General features: G+C 46.5%; 13 protein-coding genes, 4 tRNA genes and 3 pseudogenes. 9 read left to right on the top strand and 11 right to left on the bottom strand.

Features of this window, described 5'->3' with window-relative positions; all coding sequences use genetic code 11:
- The first annotated feature begins 211 nt into the window (after window positions 1–211).
- Window positions 212–946: a DUF3800 domain-containing protein gene (locus H0248_RS18725; protein ID WP_180787050.1), complete on the top strand. Its 735-nt coding sequence runs from the start codon at window positions 212–214 to the stop codon at window positions 944–946.
- A gap of 262 nt (window positions 947–1,208) precedes the next feature.
- On the opposite strand, the gene H0248_RS18720 is transcribed toward H0248_RS18725, so the two are convergent.
- Window positions 1,209–1,730, bottom strand: a complete 522-nt coding sequence (locus tag H0248_RS18720; RefSeq protein WP_240346079.1) for a hypothetical protein — start codon at window positions 1,728–1,730, stop codon at window positions 1,209–1,211.
- Window positions 1,731–1,994: 264 nt separating this feature from the next.
- On the opposite strand from H0248_RS18720, the gene H0248_RS18715 reads away from it, so the two are divergent.
- From H0248_RS18715 to H0248_RS18700, 4 genes and pseudogenes are all read left to right on the top strand, one after another.
- Window positions 1,995–3,115 (top strand): IS3 family transposase gene (locus tag H0248_RS18715; RefSeq protein ID WP_180787049.1). Its coding sequence is split into 2 segments (ribosomal slippage): window positions 1,995–2,253 and window positions 2,253–3,115, totalling 1,122 coding nucleotides; the frame shifts between segments, so codons are not numbered across the junction.
- Between the two features lie 38 nt (window positions 3,116–3,153).
- Window positions 3,154–3,851, top strand: a pseudogene (locus H0248_RS18710) (transposase); the annotation flags it as partial.
- Window positions 3,852–4,523: 672 nt separating this feature from the next.
- Window positions 4,524–6,032 (top strand): group II intron reverse transcriptase/maturase, encoded by a 1,509-nt coding sequence (ltrA, locus tag H0248_RS18705; protein ID WP_180787053.1) that lies wholly within the window; start codon window positions 4,524–4,526, stop codon window positions 6,030–6,032.
- A gap of 80 nt (window positions 6,033–6,112) precedes the next feature.
- A pseudogene (locus H0248_RS18700) lies at window positions 6,113–6,574 on the top strand (IS3 family transposase); the annotation flags it as partial.
- Window positions 6,575–6,879: 305 nt separating this feature from the next.
- Here H0248_RS18700 and H0248_RS18695 read toward each other — a convergent pair.
- The 6 genes from H0248_RS18695 to uvrY form a co-directional block, all read right to left on the bottom strand.
- A complete protein-coding gene (locus H0248_RS18695; RefSeq protein WP_180787048.1) occupies window positions 6,880–8,139 on the bottom strand; it encodes a tyrosine-type recombinase/integrase in 1,260 nt (419 codons plus the stop codon).
- Between the two features lie 202 nt (window positions 8,140–8,341).
- Window positions 8,342–8,428, bottom strand: a tRNA-Leu gene (locus H0248_RS18690).
- A gap of 8 nt (window positions 8,429–8,436) precedes the next feature.
- Window positions 8,437–8,510, bottom strand: a tRNA-Cys gene (locus H0248_RS18685).
- A gap of 237 nt (window positions 8,511–8,747) precedes the next feature.
- On the bottom strand, window positions 8,748–9,296 hold the full coding sequence (gene pgsA, locus H0248_RS18680; protein ID WP_180787047.1) for a CDP-diacylglycerol--glycerol-3-phosphate 3-phosphatidyltransferase: 549 nt from the start codon (window positions 9,294–9,296) through the stop codon (window positions 8,748–8,750).
- Between the two features lie 58 nt (window positions 9,297–9,354).
- Window positions 9,355–11,187 (bottom strand): excinuclease ABC subunit UvrC, encoded by a 1,833-nt coding sequence (gene uvrC / locus H0248_RS18675; protein ID WP_180787046.1) that lies wholly within the window; start codon window positions 11,185–11,187, stop codon window positions 9,355–9,357.
- Window positions 11,180–11,836 (bottom strand): UvrY/SirA/GacA family response regulator transcription factor, encoded by a 657-nt coding sequence (gene uvrY, locus H0248_RS18670; RefSeq protein WP_011094414.1) that lies wholly within the window; start codon window positions 11,834–11,836, stop codon window positions 11,180–11,182. Before uvrY ends, uvrC begins: the two co-directional genes overlap by 8 nt.
- Before the next feature lie 643 nt (window positions 11,837–12,479).
- Here uvrY and H0248_RS18665 point away from each other — a divergent pair.
- A complete protein-coding gene (locus tag H0248_RS18665; protein WP_014915936.1) occupies window positions 12,480–12,704 on the top strand; it encodes a DUF2594 family protein in 225 nt (74 codons plus the stop codon).
- A gap of 92 nt (window positions 12,705–12,796) precedes the next feature.
- On the opposite strand, the gene H0248_RS18660 is transcribed toward H0248_RS18665, so the two are convergent.
- Both H0248_RS18660 and H0248_RS18655 read right to left on the bottom strand, forming a co-directional pair.
- Complete coding sequence (locus tag H0248_RS18660) at window positions 12,797–13,084, bottom strand: hypothetical protein (protein ID WP_014915937.1); 288 nt, start codon at window positions 13,082–13,084, stop codon at window positions 12,797–12,799.
- Between the two features lie 466 nt (window positions 13,085–13,550).
- A tRNA-Lys gene (locus tag H0248_RS18655) sits at window positions 13,551–13,626 on the bottom strand.
- A 340-nt stretch (window positions 13,627–13,966) separates the two neighbouring features.
- Between H0248_RS18655 and cycA the strand changes: the two genes are divergently transcribed.
- Complete coding sequence (gene cycA, locus H0248_RS18650) at window positions 13,967–15,379, top strand: D-serine/D-alanine/glycine transporter (protein WP_180787045.1); 1,413 nt, start codon at window positions 13,967–13,969, stop codon at window positions 15,377–15,379.
- Between the two features lie 171 nt (window positions 15,380–15,550).
- On the opposite strand, the gene iraP is transcribed toward cycA, so the two are convergent.
- Window positions 15,551–15,817, bottom strand: a complete 267-nt coding sequence (gene iraP, locus H0248_RS18645) for an anti-adapter protein IraP (RefSeq protein WP_180787044.1) — start codon at window positions 15,815–15,817, stop codon at window positions 15,551–15,553.
- Window positions 15,818–16,210: 393 nt separating this feature from the next.
- A pseudogene (locus H0248_RS18640) lies at window positions 16,211–16,480 on the bottom strand (LysR family transcriptional regulator); the annotation flags it as partial.
- Window positions 16,481–16,859: 379 nt separating this feature from the next.
- Between H0248_RS18640 and H0248_RS18635 the strand changes: the two are divergent.
- Window positions 16,860–16,935, top strand: a tRNA-Asn gene (locus tag H0248_RS18635).
- Between the two features lie 179 nt (window positions 16,936–17,114).
- Window positions 17,115–18,113 (top strand): tyrosine-type recombinase/integrase (locus tag H0248_RS18630; protein ID WP_180787043.1); only part of this gene is annotated, 999 nt, incomplete at its 3' end.

The raw sequence follows: 18,113 nt of genomic DNA, 5'->3' as shown, positions 1-18,113 counted from the left end.
ATTAAGGATAGCGTTGCATCGACCTGTTGAACTCACAGCCAGAAGCGGACATATTGTTTAATTAATATTCAGCATGTTTTAAATTATGTCACACGCAAAATGATAAATTAATATATTTAGAAGGTTTTTAACTCAAAAATGGCGTTGTAATTCAATGAACTATGCCTATAATCTAACATAAAAAATCATATATCATTGAAAGGATAAGGCTTTGAATATTTACATTGATGAGTCGGTACACGAGGAGTTTGGGTTTATGATCTTGGCTTATGTAGTTTGTAATCAAGATCCTCAGTCTGATATATACAAAATTCTTTCAGAGCATTCAGTTGATGAACATCACTCATGCGCAAGAATGGATAAATCTGAATCCTTAAGAAATTTGAGGAGTAATCTTATTTCCTACTTGAACTCAAATTGTCGATGGGGAGCATTTATTATGCCAAGTGAGTATCGCCATCGTTCTTATGCGGATGTGTCTTTTTTATTAAGCTTATTGATTAAGAACTTTCCAGATGGGAAAGGGAATATTTTTTTCGATGAAGGTATCATAAACTCTACAGAAGCTGTCAGTCTATGTTCTGATGAAGTAAAAGTTATAACATGCTCATCTCATGAAGTTTGTGGGATACAACTTGCTGATTTAGTAGCATCTTTTAGTGGTGTTAGGTTTAGAGAAACAATAACTGGAAAAGCAAAAATCTTAACTTACGGTTACGACTGCGGCTACGGGCCCCCAATAGAAGCCCCTCTTGGATTTGAGCTTTTTGCTACGCTTCGACAGTCTATGCTCAGGGAAAATGAACCTCTTGGGGATGAGATGCCTGAATTTGCCACATTTAAAACTATTAAAAAAGGGTTGATTTTGTCGAAAAACTTAACAACTGAATTTAGTCAGTTGGCATTAAAAACCTTTGGGGAAGTATACTTAGGTTGCATCCATTAAATGTAATATCACTATTTATCAATTACTAGAAAAATTAAGCGAGGTGTTCCTAAGAATATAGGAGACGATGATACAACTGACTTCCGCTTCTCGCTCAAAGCCGACTATCAGACTTGAGCGTATTCTGTCCGGTAAAACTATCAGGTCAAGACTGAGTTAATACAGATTAACAGATATCAGCACAACGATTTCAACCAAAATTCATACCTATAAAGGCTACTAGTTTGGCCTTTATAGGTATTACTAACGAAAGAATATTAAATTAATCTTTCTTCCAGTATTCAGAGGGATCAATAACAAAAGGATTGGGTTTTAATTTGACCATTTTTCGCCCGCTAGAATTATCAAACCACTTGTTTAATCCACTAATTTGAGATGATGTTAACGCTAGCTTTGTATGAAGATAGTTTTTCAGACCTTCAACATAGTTTAGATCTTTATCTTGATTAAGTTTGAGAAATTGATTAATCCAAAATTCACAAGCGTATATAGCCTGTAAATTCTTAAGTGAATACTCAGGGAATGATTTGCTATCAATTAATTTATTCAATAAAATAAAATCACTCTCGGTTAAACTATCACGGTGATAACGTTCATATAGTTCATCAAGTTTTTTGTATTTTATTTTGGGAAAATTTTTAAGTTTCTCAACACGTAGTAACAAATAAGCAATGGCATTTTGGTTACTACGATCGTCCGTTTTAGACGTACCCCCTGCTTTCCCAGTGGCTATTTTGGGCAGAGCCTTAGATGTATCCCCACCATCTTCAACCCCTGGTTCCAAACATCCTTTCGTCAAATCAGGAACTTTTTCCCCAGGATTACTGACGTAATTAGGATTTCGTACACAGTCAGGACCTGCGAACCGTTCGTTACCATCATTATCAACAACAACAAAGCCCTTACCTGATGTAATGTGATCCTACCCATCATTAGTGGACACGCGACTAAGTGAGTAAACTCTCTACCAGAGGTAGTGACCTGCTCCCCGTTGATTAACACACCGCGATGTTAGTAATGTCTTCATAAGCCACATGAGGACATCCCCATGAAGAAGCGTTTTTCCGACGAACAGATCATCAGTATTCTCCGCGAGGCCGAAGCCGGAGTTTCTGCCCGCGAGCTCTGCCGCAAGCACGCCATTTCCGATGCCACGTTTTACACCTGGCGTAAAAAGTATGGCGGCATGGAGGTGCCCGAGGTTAAGCGCCTGAAGTCGCTTGAGGAAGAGAACGCACGACTCAAGAAGCTGCTGGCCGAAGCCATGCTGGATAAGGAGGCGCTTCAGGTGGCCCTTGGCCGAAAGTACTGACGACAGACCAGAAGCGGGAAGCCGTGGTGTTGATGTGTGATGCGACCGGTCTGTCGCAACGTCGTGCATGCAGGCTTACAGGTTTGTCCCTGTCGACCTGCCGTTACGAAGCGCAGCGTCCGGCATCGGATGCGCATTTATCCGGGCGCATCACCGAACTGGCACTGGAGCGCAGGCGTTTTGGTTACCGCCGCATCTGGCAGCTGCTGCGCCGCGAAGGGATTCATGTTAATCACAAGCGAGTATACCGGCTCTACCATCTGAGTGGACTCGGCGTAAAACGCAGACGTCGTCGTAAAGGGCTGGCAACAGAACGTCTGCCGCTGCTCCGCCCGGCTGCGCCGAATCTGACCTGGTCGATGGATTTTGTCATGGATGCGCTGGCCACAGGTCGCAGGCTCAAGTGCCTGACCTGCGTGGATGACTTCACGAAGGAGTGCCTGACGGTCACCGTTGCCTTCGGGATTTCAGGCGTGCAGGTCACGCGTATTCTGGACAGCATTGCGCTGTTTCGCGGCTATCCGGCTACGATAAGAACCGATCAGGGCCCGGAGTTTACCTGCCGCGCGCTCGATCAATGGGCCTTTGAGCATGGCGTGGAGCTGCGGATTATTCAGCCCGGCAAGCCGACACAGAACGGATTTATTGAGAGTTTTAACGGGCGCTTTCGCGATGAATGCCTGAATGAACACTGGTTCAGCGATATTCTTCATGCCCGGAAAACGATTAATGACTGGCGGCAGGATTATAACGAGTGCCGTCCCCATTCATCGCTGGATTACCAGACACCAGCTGAATTCGCAACGGACTGGCGAAACAGGAAATATGAAGAAAAACCAACCGACATTACTAACTGAAGGTCGTATCTAATCCTGGGGGCAGGTCAGTAGCTCACATGACAAAACCAGCATCAACCAATAAGAAATCCCGTAAGCAATATACGCCCGAATTCCGAGATGAAGCCCTGAAACTGGCTGAGCGTATTGGTGTCGCTGCCGCTGCACGCGAACTTAGCCTGTTCGAGTCACAACTTTATACATGGCGCAGTAAACGGCAGCAGCAAATGACCGCCTCAGAACGCGAAAATGAACTCGCGGCTGAAAATGCCCGGCTAAAGCGGCAGTTGGCTGAACAGGCTGAGGAATTGGCTATTCTCCAAAAGGCCGCGACATACTTCGCGAAGCGCCTGAAATGAAGTATGTCTTTATCGAAAAGCATCGGGCAGAGTTCAGTATCAAAGCGATGTGCCGGGTGCTTCAGGTTGCCCGCAGCGGCTGGTATGTCTGGCTTATGCGCCGTTGTCAGATAACTCCACGTCAGCAGTTTCGGCTCATTTGTGATGAGGCTGTTCGTAGCGCATTCGCTGAGGCGAAACAGCGTTATGGTGCGCCACGCCTTGCCGATGAGCTGCCGGAGTACAACATCAAAACCATTGCTACCAGTCTGCGTCGTCAGGGGTTACGGGCGAAGGCCAGTCGTAAATTCAGTCCGGTCAGTTACCGTGAACATGGCCTGCCGGTATCGGAAAACCTGCTGAAGCAGAACTTCATCGCTAGCGGCCCGAACCAGAAGTGGGCAGGTGATATCACCTATCGTGTGCCCGGAGTTCAGGGCGAGCATGGACGCTCAAATGAACCACGAGTCTGTCTGGAATATTGAACCGGTAACTCATGACGAGAAGCCCAACAATCCCACCGGGTGTGACGGTGGAGAACCTGAGCGGCAGTGACCTGTGGCATGCTCACAGGGTGATGTAACCCGCTGACAACGGGGATTGAGGCGAGATCACTAAGCCGAGATGATCCTCAAGGTTGAGTACTGAAAGGCTGAAGAACATGAACCCGTTAATCCGCCTCTGTGGGTTGAAAATGTCACCATGGCCTACGTGATCTGACAGGTCGTGCAGAAGGTACCGACAATGACAGATATGCAGTGTCGGTCGAAAGTGTTTTGACATGTAAGCAGAACACCGGGACAGCAGTGCCCATCACGCTCGCACTGCTGACTTCTGCCAACTTGCGGCAAGCAAGGATAAAGAGTGCGACGGGCAGCCTCCTCAGTATGCCTGAGTCCAGGCAGGTAAACCGGGGAAGGTCAGCGACGGATGTTAAGGAGGCATGGCTCCGATGACGCGCTGGCTGGCGGAGCTTCCGTAGTAGTCTGGGATGGGGAAAGCCCATTACATGGCGAAGGGAAGCAGTTTAAATGTGTTTGTTGAGCAAACTACCTGACCTAACGAGGTGAAGACCTTTGATAATCAGCGAAATGCAACGCAAGCTTGCCACATGGGCAGTCACTGATCCGTCCCGACGGGTTGAGCGACTGCTGCGCCTGATAGCACAACCAGAATGGCTGGCTGAAGCGGCGCGGATCACGCTTTCATCAAAGGGGGCACATACCCCCGGCGTTGATGGTGTGAACAAAGCAAAGCTACAGGCCCGACTGGCTGCTGAACTGCAAAGGCTCAGGGATGAACTTCTCTCAGGTGACTACCAGCCCCTGCCAGCCAGACGGGTTTACATCCCGAAAAGCAACGGCAAACTGCGACCACTGGGTATCCCCGCGTTGCGGGATCGTATAGTTCAGCGGGCAATGCTGATGGTGATGGAGCCGATATGGGAGAGTGATTTTCATTCGCTCTCGTATGGCTTCCGGCCTGAACGTAGCGTCCACCATGCGATCCGTACGGTAAAACTGCAACTTACCGATTGCGGAGAAAACCGGGGCCGCTGGGTGATTGAAGGTGACCTGTCCAGCTACTTTGACACCGTGCACCATCGCCTGCTGATGAAAGCTGTCCGCTGCAGGATCAGTGACGCACGTTTCATGGCCCTGCTGTGGAAAATCATCAAAGCAGGACACATCGACGTCGGTCTATTCCAGGCGGCCAGTGAAGGTGTGCCTCAGGGGGGCGTAATATCGCCGCTACTGTCGAACATCATGCTGAATGAGTTCGATCAGTATCTGCATAAACGCTACCTGAGCGGGAAAGCCCGAAAAGATCGTTGGTACTGGAATCACAGTATCCAGCGAGGTCGAAGTACCGCCGTCAGAGAAAACTGGAAATGGAAACCTGCCGTGGCGTACTGCCGGTACGCCGATGACTTCGTGCTTATCGTCAAAGGCACCAAAGAACAGGCGGAAACCATCAGGGAGGAGTGCCGAAGTGTGCTTGAAGACAGTCTGAAGCTCAGGCTGAACATGGACAAGACTAAAATCACCCATGTTAATGATGGCTTTATCTTTCTGGGACACAGGATCATCCGCAAACGCAGTCGTTACGGCGATATGCGGGTGGTCTCGATGATCCCGAAGGAGAAAGCCAGAAACTTCGCCGCATCGCTGACAGCGCTGCTATCAGGCAATTACAGTGAAAGCAAAGTCGATATGGCTGAACAGCTCAACCGGAAACTGAAGGGCTGGGCAGCATTCTACCAGTTCGTTGATTTTAAGGCCAAAGTCTTCAGTCATATCGACCGTATCGTGTTCTGGAAACTGGCTCACTGGCTGGCCCGCAAATACCGTACAGGCATCGCCTCCCTGATGAGGTGGTGGTGTAAGTCACCAAAACCGGGTCAGAGCAAAACGTGGATGTTATTTGGTAAAACCAATCGCGGTAAGCTCAACGGTGAAATCCTGTACCGGTTGCTCGGGCAAGGCAAGAAGCTGTTCCGCTGGCGTCTTCCCGAAGGGAATCCTTACCTCAGGACAGAAGCCAGAAACACCTATACATCGCGTTTTACCGAAGTGGCAATGGCGTTCGCCAGCGTTTAAACGGAGAGCCGGATGCGCTGAAAGGTGCACGTCCGGTTCGGAGAGGAGAGGCAGGGAAATAGTCCAACTACGCCCTGTCTCTTACTCTACTTCGCACGGACGAAGGCTGGCTCTATCTGGCCGTTGTGATTGACCTGTGGTCACGGGCGGTTATCGGCTGGTCGATGTCATCACGAATGACGGCACAACTGGCCTGTGATGCGTTACAGATGGCGCTCTGGAGACGTAAACGCCCGGAGAATGTCATTGTTCATACAGATAGAGGTGGGCAATATTGTTCATCGGATTATCAGGCGTTGCTGAAACGACATACACTGCGTGGCAGTATGAGCGCCAAAGGTTGCTGTTACGATAACGCCTGTATGGAAAGCTTCTTTCACACATTGAAAGTAGAATGTATCCACGGCGAACGCTTTGCCAGCAGGGAAGTGATGCGTTCAACGGTATTTAATTATATTGAGTGCGATTACAATCGCTGGCGTCGCCATAGTGCCTGTGGTGGTCTCAGCCCGGAACAATTTGAAAACCAGAACCTCGCTTAGGGTTGTGTCCACATTAGGTGGGTAGGATCAATGTAGTGCGTCTTACTGCCGAACACACAGGCACAACGCTCAGTGAAGTCAACACGAACAACTCTCCACAGCATGCCCTCCCCCTCTGATGAAAATGTTCATTATTTTAGAAATACATAAAACTCATAGTCTTGTAAACAATAAGTACGCAGAATGAAACCTTTTCGCTGATCCAGGCATTAAACATGGTTACTCGTTCTACGAATAGCGTTCTTCCCCATCGAACAAGCTGTAGCCCTAGCTAACCAGAGTTACAGCCTGCCCATTGGCTATAATTACCCCGCCGTCAACTTCCCAAAATCAAATGGACTCACCCTTTTCTCACGATTTGTATCGAGAAAATCTGCCCACCACTGCAACATCAAACGACGCTCATCCAGATGCTCTGCCTTATGAATGTACGCAGCGCGAACGCCATTACGCTCTTGGTGGCTCATCTGCCGTTCCACCGCATCCCTAGACCACAAGCCCGACTCAATCAGTGAACTACAGGCCATGGTACGAAAGCCGTGACCACACACTTCCGTTTTGGTGTCGTAGCCCATCGTTTGCAGCGCTTTGTTTACCGTACCTTCACTAACTGGTTTTCGTGACGAATGATCGCCAATGAAAACCAGTTCACAATGCCCGCTAACCTCTCTGATCTTTTTAAGGATCTCCAGTGCCTGACGGCTCAGCGGAACAAGATGTGGTGTGTGCATTTTTGAACCACGTTCGGAGAATTTCACTCCTGGAATCGGTTCACGTTCTGGAGGAATCGTCCACAACGCTCGTTCAAAGTCGATTTCCGGCCAACGGGCAAAACGGAGTTCGCTGGAACGAATGAAAATCAGTAGGGAGAGATTTATTACCCACTGGGTAAACTCACGACCTTTATAGCCATCTATACGGCTAAGAAGTTCAGGCAAGCGTTCAAGCGCTAACGCAGGACGATGTTCAACTTTGCCTGGCATAATTGCCCCTGCCATATCCTGCGCCGGGTTATAGTCAATCAGGCCGTTTTGTACGGCATAGGTCATGATGGCGGTCACGCGTTGTTTTAAGCGCTTAGCCACTTCTAAACGTCCAGAGCGTTCAACGCTTTTAATCGGTGTCAGCAAGTCGCGTGTTTTCAGATCTGAGATGTGTTTGCTACCAATAGCGGGGAAAATATTGTCGCTCAGACTTTTCAGGATACGTTCGGCATGGGATTCAGACCACTTCTTGTTGTCGGCGTGCCAGGCGCGAGCCACAACTTCGAAGGTCTTTTCATCCTCTTCTTGTTTCGCTTTTACCGCTTTCTTATGTTCGCGGGGATCGATCCCCGCAGCAACCTGTTTCCGAGCGTCATCCCGTTTATGACGCGCTTCAGAAAGAGAAACTTCAGGATAAACGCCTAATGCCATGAGATGTTGCTTGCCACCAAAACGAAAGCGCAGCCGCCAGTATTTGGAACCATTGGGATGAACCAGCAGAAACATCCCATCACCGTCAGTCAGTGAATACTCTTTTTCTTCTGGTTTTGCCGAACGCACTTTGATATCGGTCAGAGCCATTATCAATATCCTCATTGGTGCTTACGGTGAGTATACAGAGCAAGGTAGAACCAACATATATACTCAGATGTATACTCACAAGCAAGTTGATGTAGGTTGAATTGCGTTGACGTTGGGAGAGTATGCAATGAAGGGGAAGCCAGTAAAACCGTGGGTTTTAGGCAAAAAAATAGACGTCGGTTGACGTCTATTGATTTATCAATGGTGCCCGGGGCGGGACTTGAACCCGCACAGCGCGTACGCCGAGGGATTTTAAATCCCTTGTGTCTACCGATTTCACCACCCGGGCTTAAATATTGGAGGCGCGTTCCGGAGTCGAACCGGACTAGACGGATTTGCAATCCGCTACATAACCGCTTTGTTAACGCGCCAAAATATTTAGGTCTTAGTGACCAACATCCGCAATTGCCGATGTTTTAAATTGGAGCGGGAAACGAGACTCGANNTCTACCAACTGAGCTATTCCCGCAACACAGAACTCACTGATTCTCTTAACTTCTTACAAACCAGTGTTGCTGTTGATGCGGTGCATTCTACTGACCTGACGCAATGAGTCAATAAAATTATCAAGCAACCGCGTTCGTTTGCTGATTTTTACGGCGCTTCGATCAAGGTTCAAGCAGATCGTGTCTCGCGGCGTTCAAATATTGAAACATGGACCAGAAAGTCAGTACGGCGGCGATGTACAACGCCACAACACCAACGCCTTCAACAATACGTTCTGGACGCCATAGCAAAGCAAAAAGCGCCATCATCTGAGCCGTGGTTTTCACCTTCCCTATCCACGACACGGCAACGCTACTTCTCTTACCAATTTCAGCCATCCACTCGCGCAATGCTGAAATGATGATTTCCCGCGCGATCATGGTCGCGGCAGGCAGCGTAATCCACCAGGAGTGATAGTATTCCGCAACTAGCACCAACGCGACAGCCACCATCACTTTATCCGCAACAGGATCGAGGAAGGCACCAAAACGCGTGGTCTGTTTCCAGCGCCGGGCAAGGAAACCATCAAACCAATCCGTAATGGCAGCAAACACGAAAATCAACGTGCAGAGCAGCGGTGCCCAGACGAATGGAAGATAAAACGCCAGCACAAAAAACGGAATAAGAGCAACACGAAACAGGGTAAGCAACGTCGGTATATTAAATTGCATAGCGCTTAGGTAACTATCTGGCTGGAGTGGATACTAAGAGTATGTTGCAACATTGTCCCTAGTGTTTCAATGCATGGAAGATTTTTTCTGCCAATGCATGCGAAATTCCTGGAACATTTGCAATCTCCTCAATACTGGCATTCATCAACGGTTGCAGTCCTCCCATGTATTTCAACAGGGTTTGACGCCTTTTAGGGCCGACACCTTCGATAAGCTCCAGCGTACTGGTATTTCTTACTTTTGCTCTCTTCTTACGATGTCCGCCAATTGCATGGTCATGCGAATCATCGCGAATATGCTGGATAACGTGCAATGCGGGAGAATCAGACGGTAGTGCCATGCCCTCGCCCGTCGACTCAAAAAACAGCGTTTCCAGCCCAGCTTTACGATCGCTGCCTTTCGCGACACCAAGTAGCAGAGGCTTGTTTTTATCCCACGATACCTGCAGCGAGTCAAACACCTCCTGAGCCTGGCCGAGCTGCCCTTTTCCGCCATCGATCACAATGACATCCGGTATTTTGCTGTCATCCAGCGCTTTACCATATCGACGTCGGAGGACTTGCGCCATGGCGGCATAATCATCGCCTGGCGTAATGCCACTGATATTATAGCGGCGATATTCCGAACGTAACGGACCATTGGCATCAAATACTACGCAGGATGCCACAGTCTGTTCGCCCATCGTATGACTGATATCAAAACACTCCATCCGATGGATTTCTGGCAACTGCAACACGTTAGCTAACGCCGCCAGTCGCTGGTGAATGGTGGACTGCTGAGACAGTTTTGTGACCAGCGCTGTGGCAGCATTTGTCCGCGCTAATTTTAAATAACGCGCACGATCGCCGCGGGGTTTCGTTTGAATCTGTACTTTTCTTCCCGCAACTACCGTTAGAGACTCCGTCAGCAAATCTTTATCGGGCAGAGTGAAGTCGAGCAGAATTTCTGTAGGAAGCGTTCGGCCTAAGCTTCCCTGCAAATAGAATTGCCCGACAAAAGTCTGCACGACCTCCCCCAATTCCGTACCACCAGGGACTTTGGGGAAATAGCTCCGGCTGCCAAGCACTTTTCCCTGTCGGATGAAAAGGACATAGACGCAAGCAATGCCAGCATCAAAGGCAACACTGATAACATCCAGATCTTCGCCGTCGCCGGAAACAAATTGTTTTTCCGTCACACGCCGAACCGCCTGGATCTGATCGCGTATCCGGGCTGCATCTTCAAAATGCAGATCGCGACTGGCCGCATCCATCCGGGAGATGAGTTGATTCAGTACTTGCTGGTCTTTACCAGACAAAAACAGGCGAACATAATCAACCTGCTGTTGATAATCTTCTTCGCTAACCAAACCGCTAACGCAAGGCCCGAGACAGCGACCAATTTGATATTGCAGGCAAGGACGAGAGCGATTGCGATAGACGCTATTTTCACACTGGCGCACCGGAAACAGCTTTTGCAGCAATATTAGCGTTTCGCGCACGGCATTGCCGTTGGGAAATGGGCCAAAATATTCGCCCTTCGCATGCTTAGCGCCACGGTGAACAGCTAAACGTGGATGCACATCACCGCTCAGGAAAATCATGGGATAGGATTTATCGTCGCGCAGCAAGACGTTATAACGCGGCTGATAAAGCTTGATGTAGTTGTGTTCCAGCAGTAGGGCTTCAGTTTCCGTATGCGTGATCGTGACATCAATATGCTTGATGCTTTTGACTAATGCCTCGGTTTTACGGCTGGCGACATGACTGCGGAAATAGCTGGCAAGTCGTTTTTTTAAGTCTTTTGCCTTACCGACGTAGATGACCGTATTACCGGCGTCATACATCCGGTAGACGCCAGGCTGGCTCGTTACCGTTTTTAAAAATGCCGACGCATCGAAACTCTCACTCACTACTTAACAATGTCTCCGCGGTAAAAAGCCCATGCTTGATAGCCAGATGAGTCAACTCTACATCGCCGTTGATATTCAGTTTGCTGAACATACGGTAGCGATAGCTGTTCACTGTTTTAGGGCTAAGATTAAGCTGTTCTGAAATTTCAGTCACTTTCTGTCCCTTCGTTATCATTAGCATAATCTGTAATTCGCGTTCAGACAAACATTCAAGCGGCGCATCCGTCTGCGGCTCCAACTGGCTTAACGCCATCTGCTGCGCAATATCAGAAGCAATATACCGTTTACCAGCATGCACAGCGCGAATGGCGGAGATCACTTCCTGAGGGGCAGCTGCTTTACTCACATATCCCGCGGCACCAGCCTGCATCACTTTAGCAGGTAGCGGATTCTCAGTATAAATAGTGAGCATGATGACTTTTATATCTGGCGTAAAACGCAGGATCTTGCGCGTTGCTTCAAGCCCACCGATGCCAGGCATGCTCATGTCCATCAAAACAACATCGACATCATTGCTTCGGCACCATTTGACAGCATCTTCACCGCAGCATGCCTCACCAACCACTTTCAGACCTTTGATATCGTCAAGAATGCGTCGTATCCCTGCCCGCACCAGTTCATGGTCATCAACAAGAAAAACGCTAATCAAAGAATAATTCTCCAAAAAAGGGAGTAACACTTACATAAAAAGTTGCTTGCAGGTGATACTACGTTGGTTTCAAAAAATAATGAACACAGATTTATATGAATATGTATTTTAAAATATGCCGAGAAGGAATAAAGCGCATTCCCGATCATAACAATATATCGTTAACCTGATGGTGTATGTTGATCACATTCTTAACATTTCAAATACGCCACACAGTATAAACACTTCATTGGCACAAAATGTATAAAAAACAATGCAAATCAAATGGCATGAAATTGGCTTTACATCTTGAATGTCAATAAAAAGTCACTATTGTAATCAGGATGTGGTTAGAAATTTTATCATCATCTACCACGATATTATACAAATAATATATTCGGTGAAAAACGTCCATAGTGAACATCATATGTATTGAACAAAACACATCTATAACCTTTACCACCAAAAAACATCCAAAATATAGACGCTATTTAAATAAGTTAAATGCATAAAAAACAGTCACTAAAATGGCTTTATCTGCGAATAATATCAATCCACAATATGCTTTATGTTATACTCCCGCCCATCTGGTTCTGCCTGTCGCGTCAGCGGTAACGCCCGCAACAGGTGAAGGAAAACATCTTTTTCTTGTTGAGGACAAAACATGAGCAACGCAGACTTTTCTACTACTGCATCCGCTGAAACACTGGCCCATGAGGTTACCTGCCTGAAGGCTATGGTTACGCTGTTATTAAAAGCAATCGGCCAGGCAGATGCCGGTAAAGTTATCATCAATATGGAAAGATATATTGCTCAATTGGAAGATGCCGAGCAAGCCGCTGTCTTTGATAACACAATTAAGCAAATCAAAACCAGCTATCGTAAATAGCACTATTTGCTACACCGCCATCTTAATAATTTGATCTGGCGGTGTAGTGATATTTAGCATTGTCTTCCTGATTTAAAAATAGAGACGCTCGTCTATTTATTCCCGATGCTAATGAGTTTCAAAAGCAGTGCCTCTTCTTTCTTTTTATAAAGCGTTAATTCCATCACCAACGCTTTATCCAGGAACTGTTTTCTGGAAAGTGCTTTTCTTTCATCAACCAGCTCCCTCAGCTCAGTGAAGCATTCATTTATTTTGTACTCTTTTGAACTTTCCGTACAAATTATCTCATGGATTGCCTGGCTCAGTTCAGACAATGAGATAACCGATTTTGGATCCTGGTGACTTTTTTCTATGACAGCCAGTAATTTTTCGAATCCCATATGAACCTCCGAAATCAAGCAGAAACTTGCTTATGGCTAACCAGGAAACTCCAGCTACCTCTAAACGCCGCCCCAGTGGATATGAACACAACCCTGTGCAAACAACTCGTCACATCATAAACGATCTGTCAACGATTCCATCTGCTAAGCATAGCACCTTCTCGCCACTCTTCAGGACGATTGAGGCACATTCTCGTCATCAAAAGCGATAACGTTCAGCGATATCATCAGACACCTTATGTATCCACTTGGCATTACAGCAGAATATCAATAAAGCATGATCGAAAAAGTCCCAACTATTAAGAGAGCGGATTTGTTATGAAAGTGATAAAAATAGAATAAAGCGGGGAAAACCAACGCAGAAAATACGGTTAGCGTTAAGAACGGATATAATTAAAAATAAATCAAATAAAGAAAACAGAAATAATGAAAAACTGAAAGCAATATCATAAGCCATTGATATTGTTGGTGGGTCGTGCAGGATTCGAACCTGCGACCAATTGATTAAAAGTCAACTGCTCTACCGACTGAGCTAACGACCCAACGGGGAAGATTATTCTCCTCTCCAGCTCGCCTGTCAAATACTTCATATTAAATTTTTATGTATGATAATAGGATTGTTAACGATTAGTAATTTTGTTAACCTGTTCAGCCTATTTATCTCTTCCTCACATCATTTTATTTATATCCTTTTCATTTTAGAGCGAAAAACATACAGCGCCATCTTACATCATTAGCTGCCCTCTTTATGCCAGACTATCTCTGACATCCGCTGTAATAAGTACTGCGGTTGCGCTATCTTATTCGTTTCGATTTTCGTAAACGAGAGCCGCCAAAGAGCTCAAAAAAACATCACAGACAGAAACAGGAAAGTGTACTTATATGGTCGAACAATCAAAAGAAGCCGCAGACCTTGCCTCTGAACAGGGAGAGGGACTGCAACGGAATCTGACTAATCGTCATATTCAGCTCATCGCCATCGGCGGAGCGATCGGTACTGGGCTATTTATGGGCTCAGGCAAAACAATCAGCATGGCGGGTCCTTCGATCATCTTCGTTTATATGATCATTGGTTTTATGCTGTTTTTTGTCATGCGCGCAATGGGGGAACTATTACTCTCCAACCTCAACTATAAGTCATTCAGCGATTTTGCTGCTGACCTCCTTGGGCCATGGGCAGGTTTCTTTACCGGCTGGACGTATTGGTTCTGCTGGGTCGTAACTGGGATCGCCGATGTCGTAGCCATTAGTGCCTACTCACAGTTCTGGTTCCCTGATTTATCGCAGTGGGTCTCTTCCCTGCTTTGCGTTCTGTTATTACTGACGCTAAATCTGGCAACCGTGAAGCTGTTTGGCGAGATGGAATTCTGGTTCGCGATGATCAAAATTGTCGCTATCGTTGCGTTAATCGTGGTCGGTGTCGCCCTGGTGATGATGCAATTCTCTTCCCCATCAGGAAATGTCGCCTCCTTTACCAACCTTTGGAATGATGGTGGCATGTTCCCTAAAGGGATAAGCGGATTTTTTGCCGGATTCCAGATCGCCGTATTCGCATTTGTCGGTATCGAGCTGGTTGGTACAACTGCCGCTGAAACGAAAAATCCGAAAGTCGTACTTCCCCGTGCCATTAACGCTATCCCGATTCGCATCATCATGTTTTATGTTTTTGCGTTAATGATGATTATGTCCGTCACCCCGTGGAGTGCAATTACTGCAGATCGCAGTCCTTTCGTGGAAATGTTCGTACTGGTTGGCCTGCCTGCAGCCGCCAGTATGATCAACTTTGTCGTACTGACGTCGGCGGCATCCTCGGCCAATAGCGGCGTATTCTCCACCAGCCGCATGCTCTTTGGCCTGGCAAAACAAGGCGATGCACCGAAAAGTTTCGGCGTGCTCTCTAAACGCGCAGTTCCTTCGACTGGGTTGATGTTTTCCTGTATTTGTTTGCTTTCGGGCGTGGTGCTGATCTACCTGATTCCGAACGTGATGACGGTCTTCACACTGGTGACCACTGTCTCCGCGATTTTATTCATGTTCATCTGGAGCATCATCCTGTGCTCTTACCTGACATACCGTAAAAAACGCCCTCAGCTACATGCCGAGTCATCTTATAAAATGCCGTTGGGTATTTTCATGTGCTGGATATGTCTGGCCTTTTTTGCTTTTGTTATTGTACTGTTAACATTACAGCCAGATACACGGCAGGCGCTTATTGTCACGCCGCTGTGGTTTATTGTTCTGGCTATTGCTTATCAGTTTATTCGGCGGAAAAAGCCAGCTGTTGATGTGAAGTAAAAGGTATAAACGCAAGAAAGGCGCGGACAGACGTCGGCGCCTTCAGTTTTTTTCAGCAAAATCACGCATAGCACAAGTATTCTCTATTATTGAATATAAATAATTCTCAATTGGATATACGAAAATTAATATGCGAACAATTAATGTCATCACCATTGATATATAAGAACGTTATTCCCGCCATGAAACGGTTGTAATTCGATTGATGTTTTTTGCCAATAGTTCGAGAGCTAAGCAATTATGTTCATCCTGCCGCTGTGAAGCATCGGCAACGACACCTTCTATCTTTCTATTTAACTCATTGATTTTACTGTCATCAAATGTTGAAACAATAGCAGAAATCAGCATCTCTAACGATTCAATCTTCGCGTTAAGCGCTTTTTCTCCAACTTCTTTTTCTGCCAGCTTTATTAAAAGATGAGAGAGGATATTATTCATTTGAACTCCTTAATCAAAAAAATAACTGTCATACACCCATAAAGCAACACCCGTTCTTGGTGCACAGGATTAGAGAAAACATGACAAAGATTAATGTAACACTGTGAATGGCCTGACCGCTAGTGTCTATTATCATTTTAAGGAAATCATATTCGAACAGCAGCAATAAAATGAAGTTGCAGATAAATAAACCAAATAAATAAAAAAAATAAAAAACTATTTTATTTTTAAGAGCAAAAATCTCTGCTTTGAGGAAGATCAATAATGCTATGAGTTGTGATAACCTTCACAAAAAAATAAGAAAGATCACTATTTTGATCGAACATCTGACACAAAAACCTGATGAGTAGCCAGCCATCAGGAAATGGCTGGCTCTATGGCTAATGCTTACGCACTCATTGATTGTCGTGCGCCACTCACTGCATCCTTTGCCTGTTCGCACTGTGACAATATCGTCTGTGCATGAGAATAAAGAATTTTCCCCGCCTCGGTGGGCGTCACACCACGCCGACTCCGTACCAGCAGTTGTTTTTCGAGTTCACTCTCCAGCGTCGCGACCTGCTGGCTCAGCGCCGGTTGTGCAATATGCAACAACTCAGCAGCCTGTGTCAGGCTACCGATATCAACGATTTTCACAAAATACTTGAGCCGTCTAAGATTCATGTCTGCCTCCTGAGTAGTTACCCTAAAGAGGTAGCAAAAAGCGCGCCATATTATGTTTCTATGCCTAAGAAAAAGTGATACCTCATTGATAAGCCACAGGTAAAATAAGGAAAAGCAATGATTCTGCTAACCAAAACACCTGATTCTGTCTGGAAACCCTGCCATCAAGCCCATACCAACCTGCACCATCTTAAAGCAACCCCTGCTATTTTAGGGTGCAACCCCGCCCGCGACTCAGCGTATTTCATTGCTTTCCAGTGCTCAACTTGAGCAATAATTTCAATATGTTGGTTATTAGTTCGGCAATCAAACGCACCAAGCGATAACAGCCTTTGACAACCCGAAACGCTCCCGCTATTATCCATCGCACTTAACCGATTCCTCTGTAGTTCAGTCGGTAGAACGGCGGACTGTTAATCCGTATGTCACTGGTTCGAGTCCAGTCAGAGGAGCCAATTTAAAGAAAGCAGACGTTCACTGACGTCTGCTTTTTTGCTTTTAATCAATTGGTTATCCCCTTCTTCAGGTTCGCCCTCGTTCACCCAAAAACACTCGAAGCCATACCCATTTGCTGGTAAAAATACTGGTAAAGCTGGTTCGATTTCGTTTTTACCAGCAATCGGAGGGAGCCGTCATGTCACTTACTGATACTAAAGTAAAAAATGCCAAGCCGTCAGAAAAGGTGGTGAAGCTTACTGACGGGTTCGGCCTCTACTTGCTGGTACATCCCAACGGTTCCAAATACTGGCAGTTAGGCTATCGCTTCGAAGGGAAACAGAAGGTGTTTTCCATCGGAGTCTACCCTGCTGTTTCACTGGCTGATGCCAGACAACGACGAGATGAAGCAAAAAAGCTGTTAGCGGCTGGAGTAGACCCCAGCGCCAAAAAACAGGCTGACAACAAAATCGTTCAAGAGCGACGTAACAACACCCGCGCTTTCAAAACCGTCGCTAAAAGCTGGTTTGCCACCAAAACCACATGGTCAGAAGATTATCAACGTTCTGTTTGGACACGACTCGAAACTTACCTGTTCCCTGATATTGGTGAAAAAGATATTGCTGAACTGGATACAGGCGATCTGCTGGTTCCCATCAAAAAGATAGAGAAGCTGGGTTATCTGGAAATCGCTATGCGGGTAAAACAGTATGCTACTGCCATTATGCGTTATGCAGTCCAGCAAAAGATGATCCGTTTCAATCCGGCCTACGATTTGGAAGGGGCAGTTCAGAAGCCACAGACGGAACACCGCCCCGCTATTGAACTGGAAGAGATACCCACCCTGCTGGAGCGTATTGAAACCTATAAAGGTCGTAGCAGATTGACGCAACTTGCGATCAAACTCAATCTGCTGATATTCATTCGTTCCAGTGAACTGCGCTTTGCCCGATGGTCAGAGATCGATTTCAAAAGCGCTTTGTGGGTTATCCCTGAACAGCGCGAAGCCATAAAAGGGATCAAGCATTCAGGCCGTGGTGCCAAAATGCGCAGAAAACACTATGTTCCTCTATGCGATCAAACGCTGGCAATTTTGGAAGAGCTTAAAGACCTCACCTATGACGTTAACGGTGATGAGGGTTTTATCCTGACAGGCTGTTATGATGCGATGAAACCGATGAGTGAAAACACCATCAAC

This window comes from Pectobacterium brasiliense (assembly GCF_013449685.1).
GTDB lineage: Bacteria > Pseudomonadota > Gammaproteobacteria > Enterobacterales > Enterobacteriaceae > Pectobacterium > Pectobacterium brasiliense_A.
Note: the sequence above shows the minus strand (reverse complement) of the source record. Positions and strands in the feature narration are given on the sequence as shown.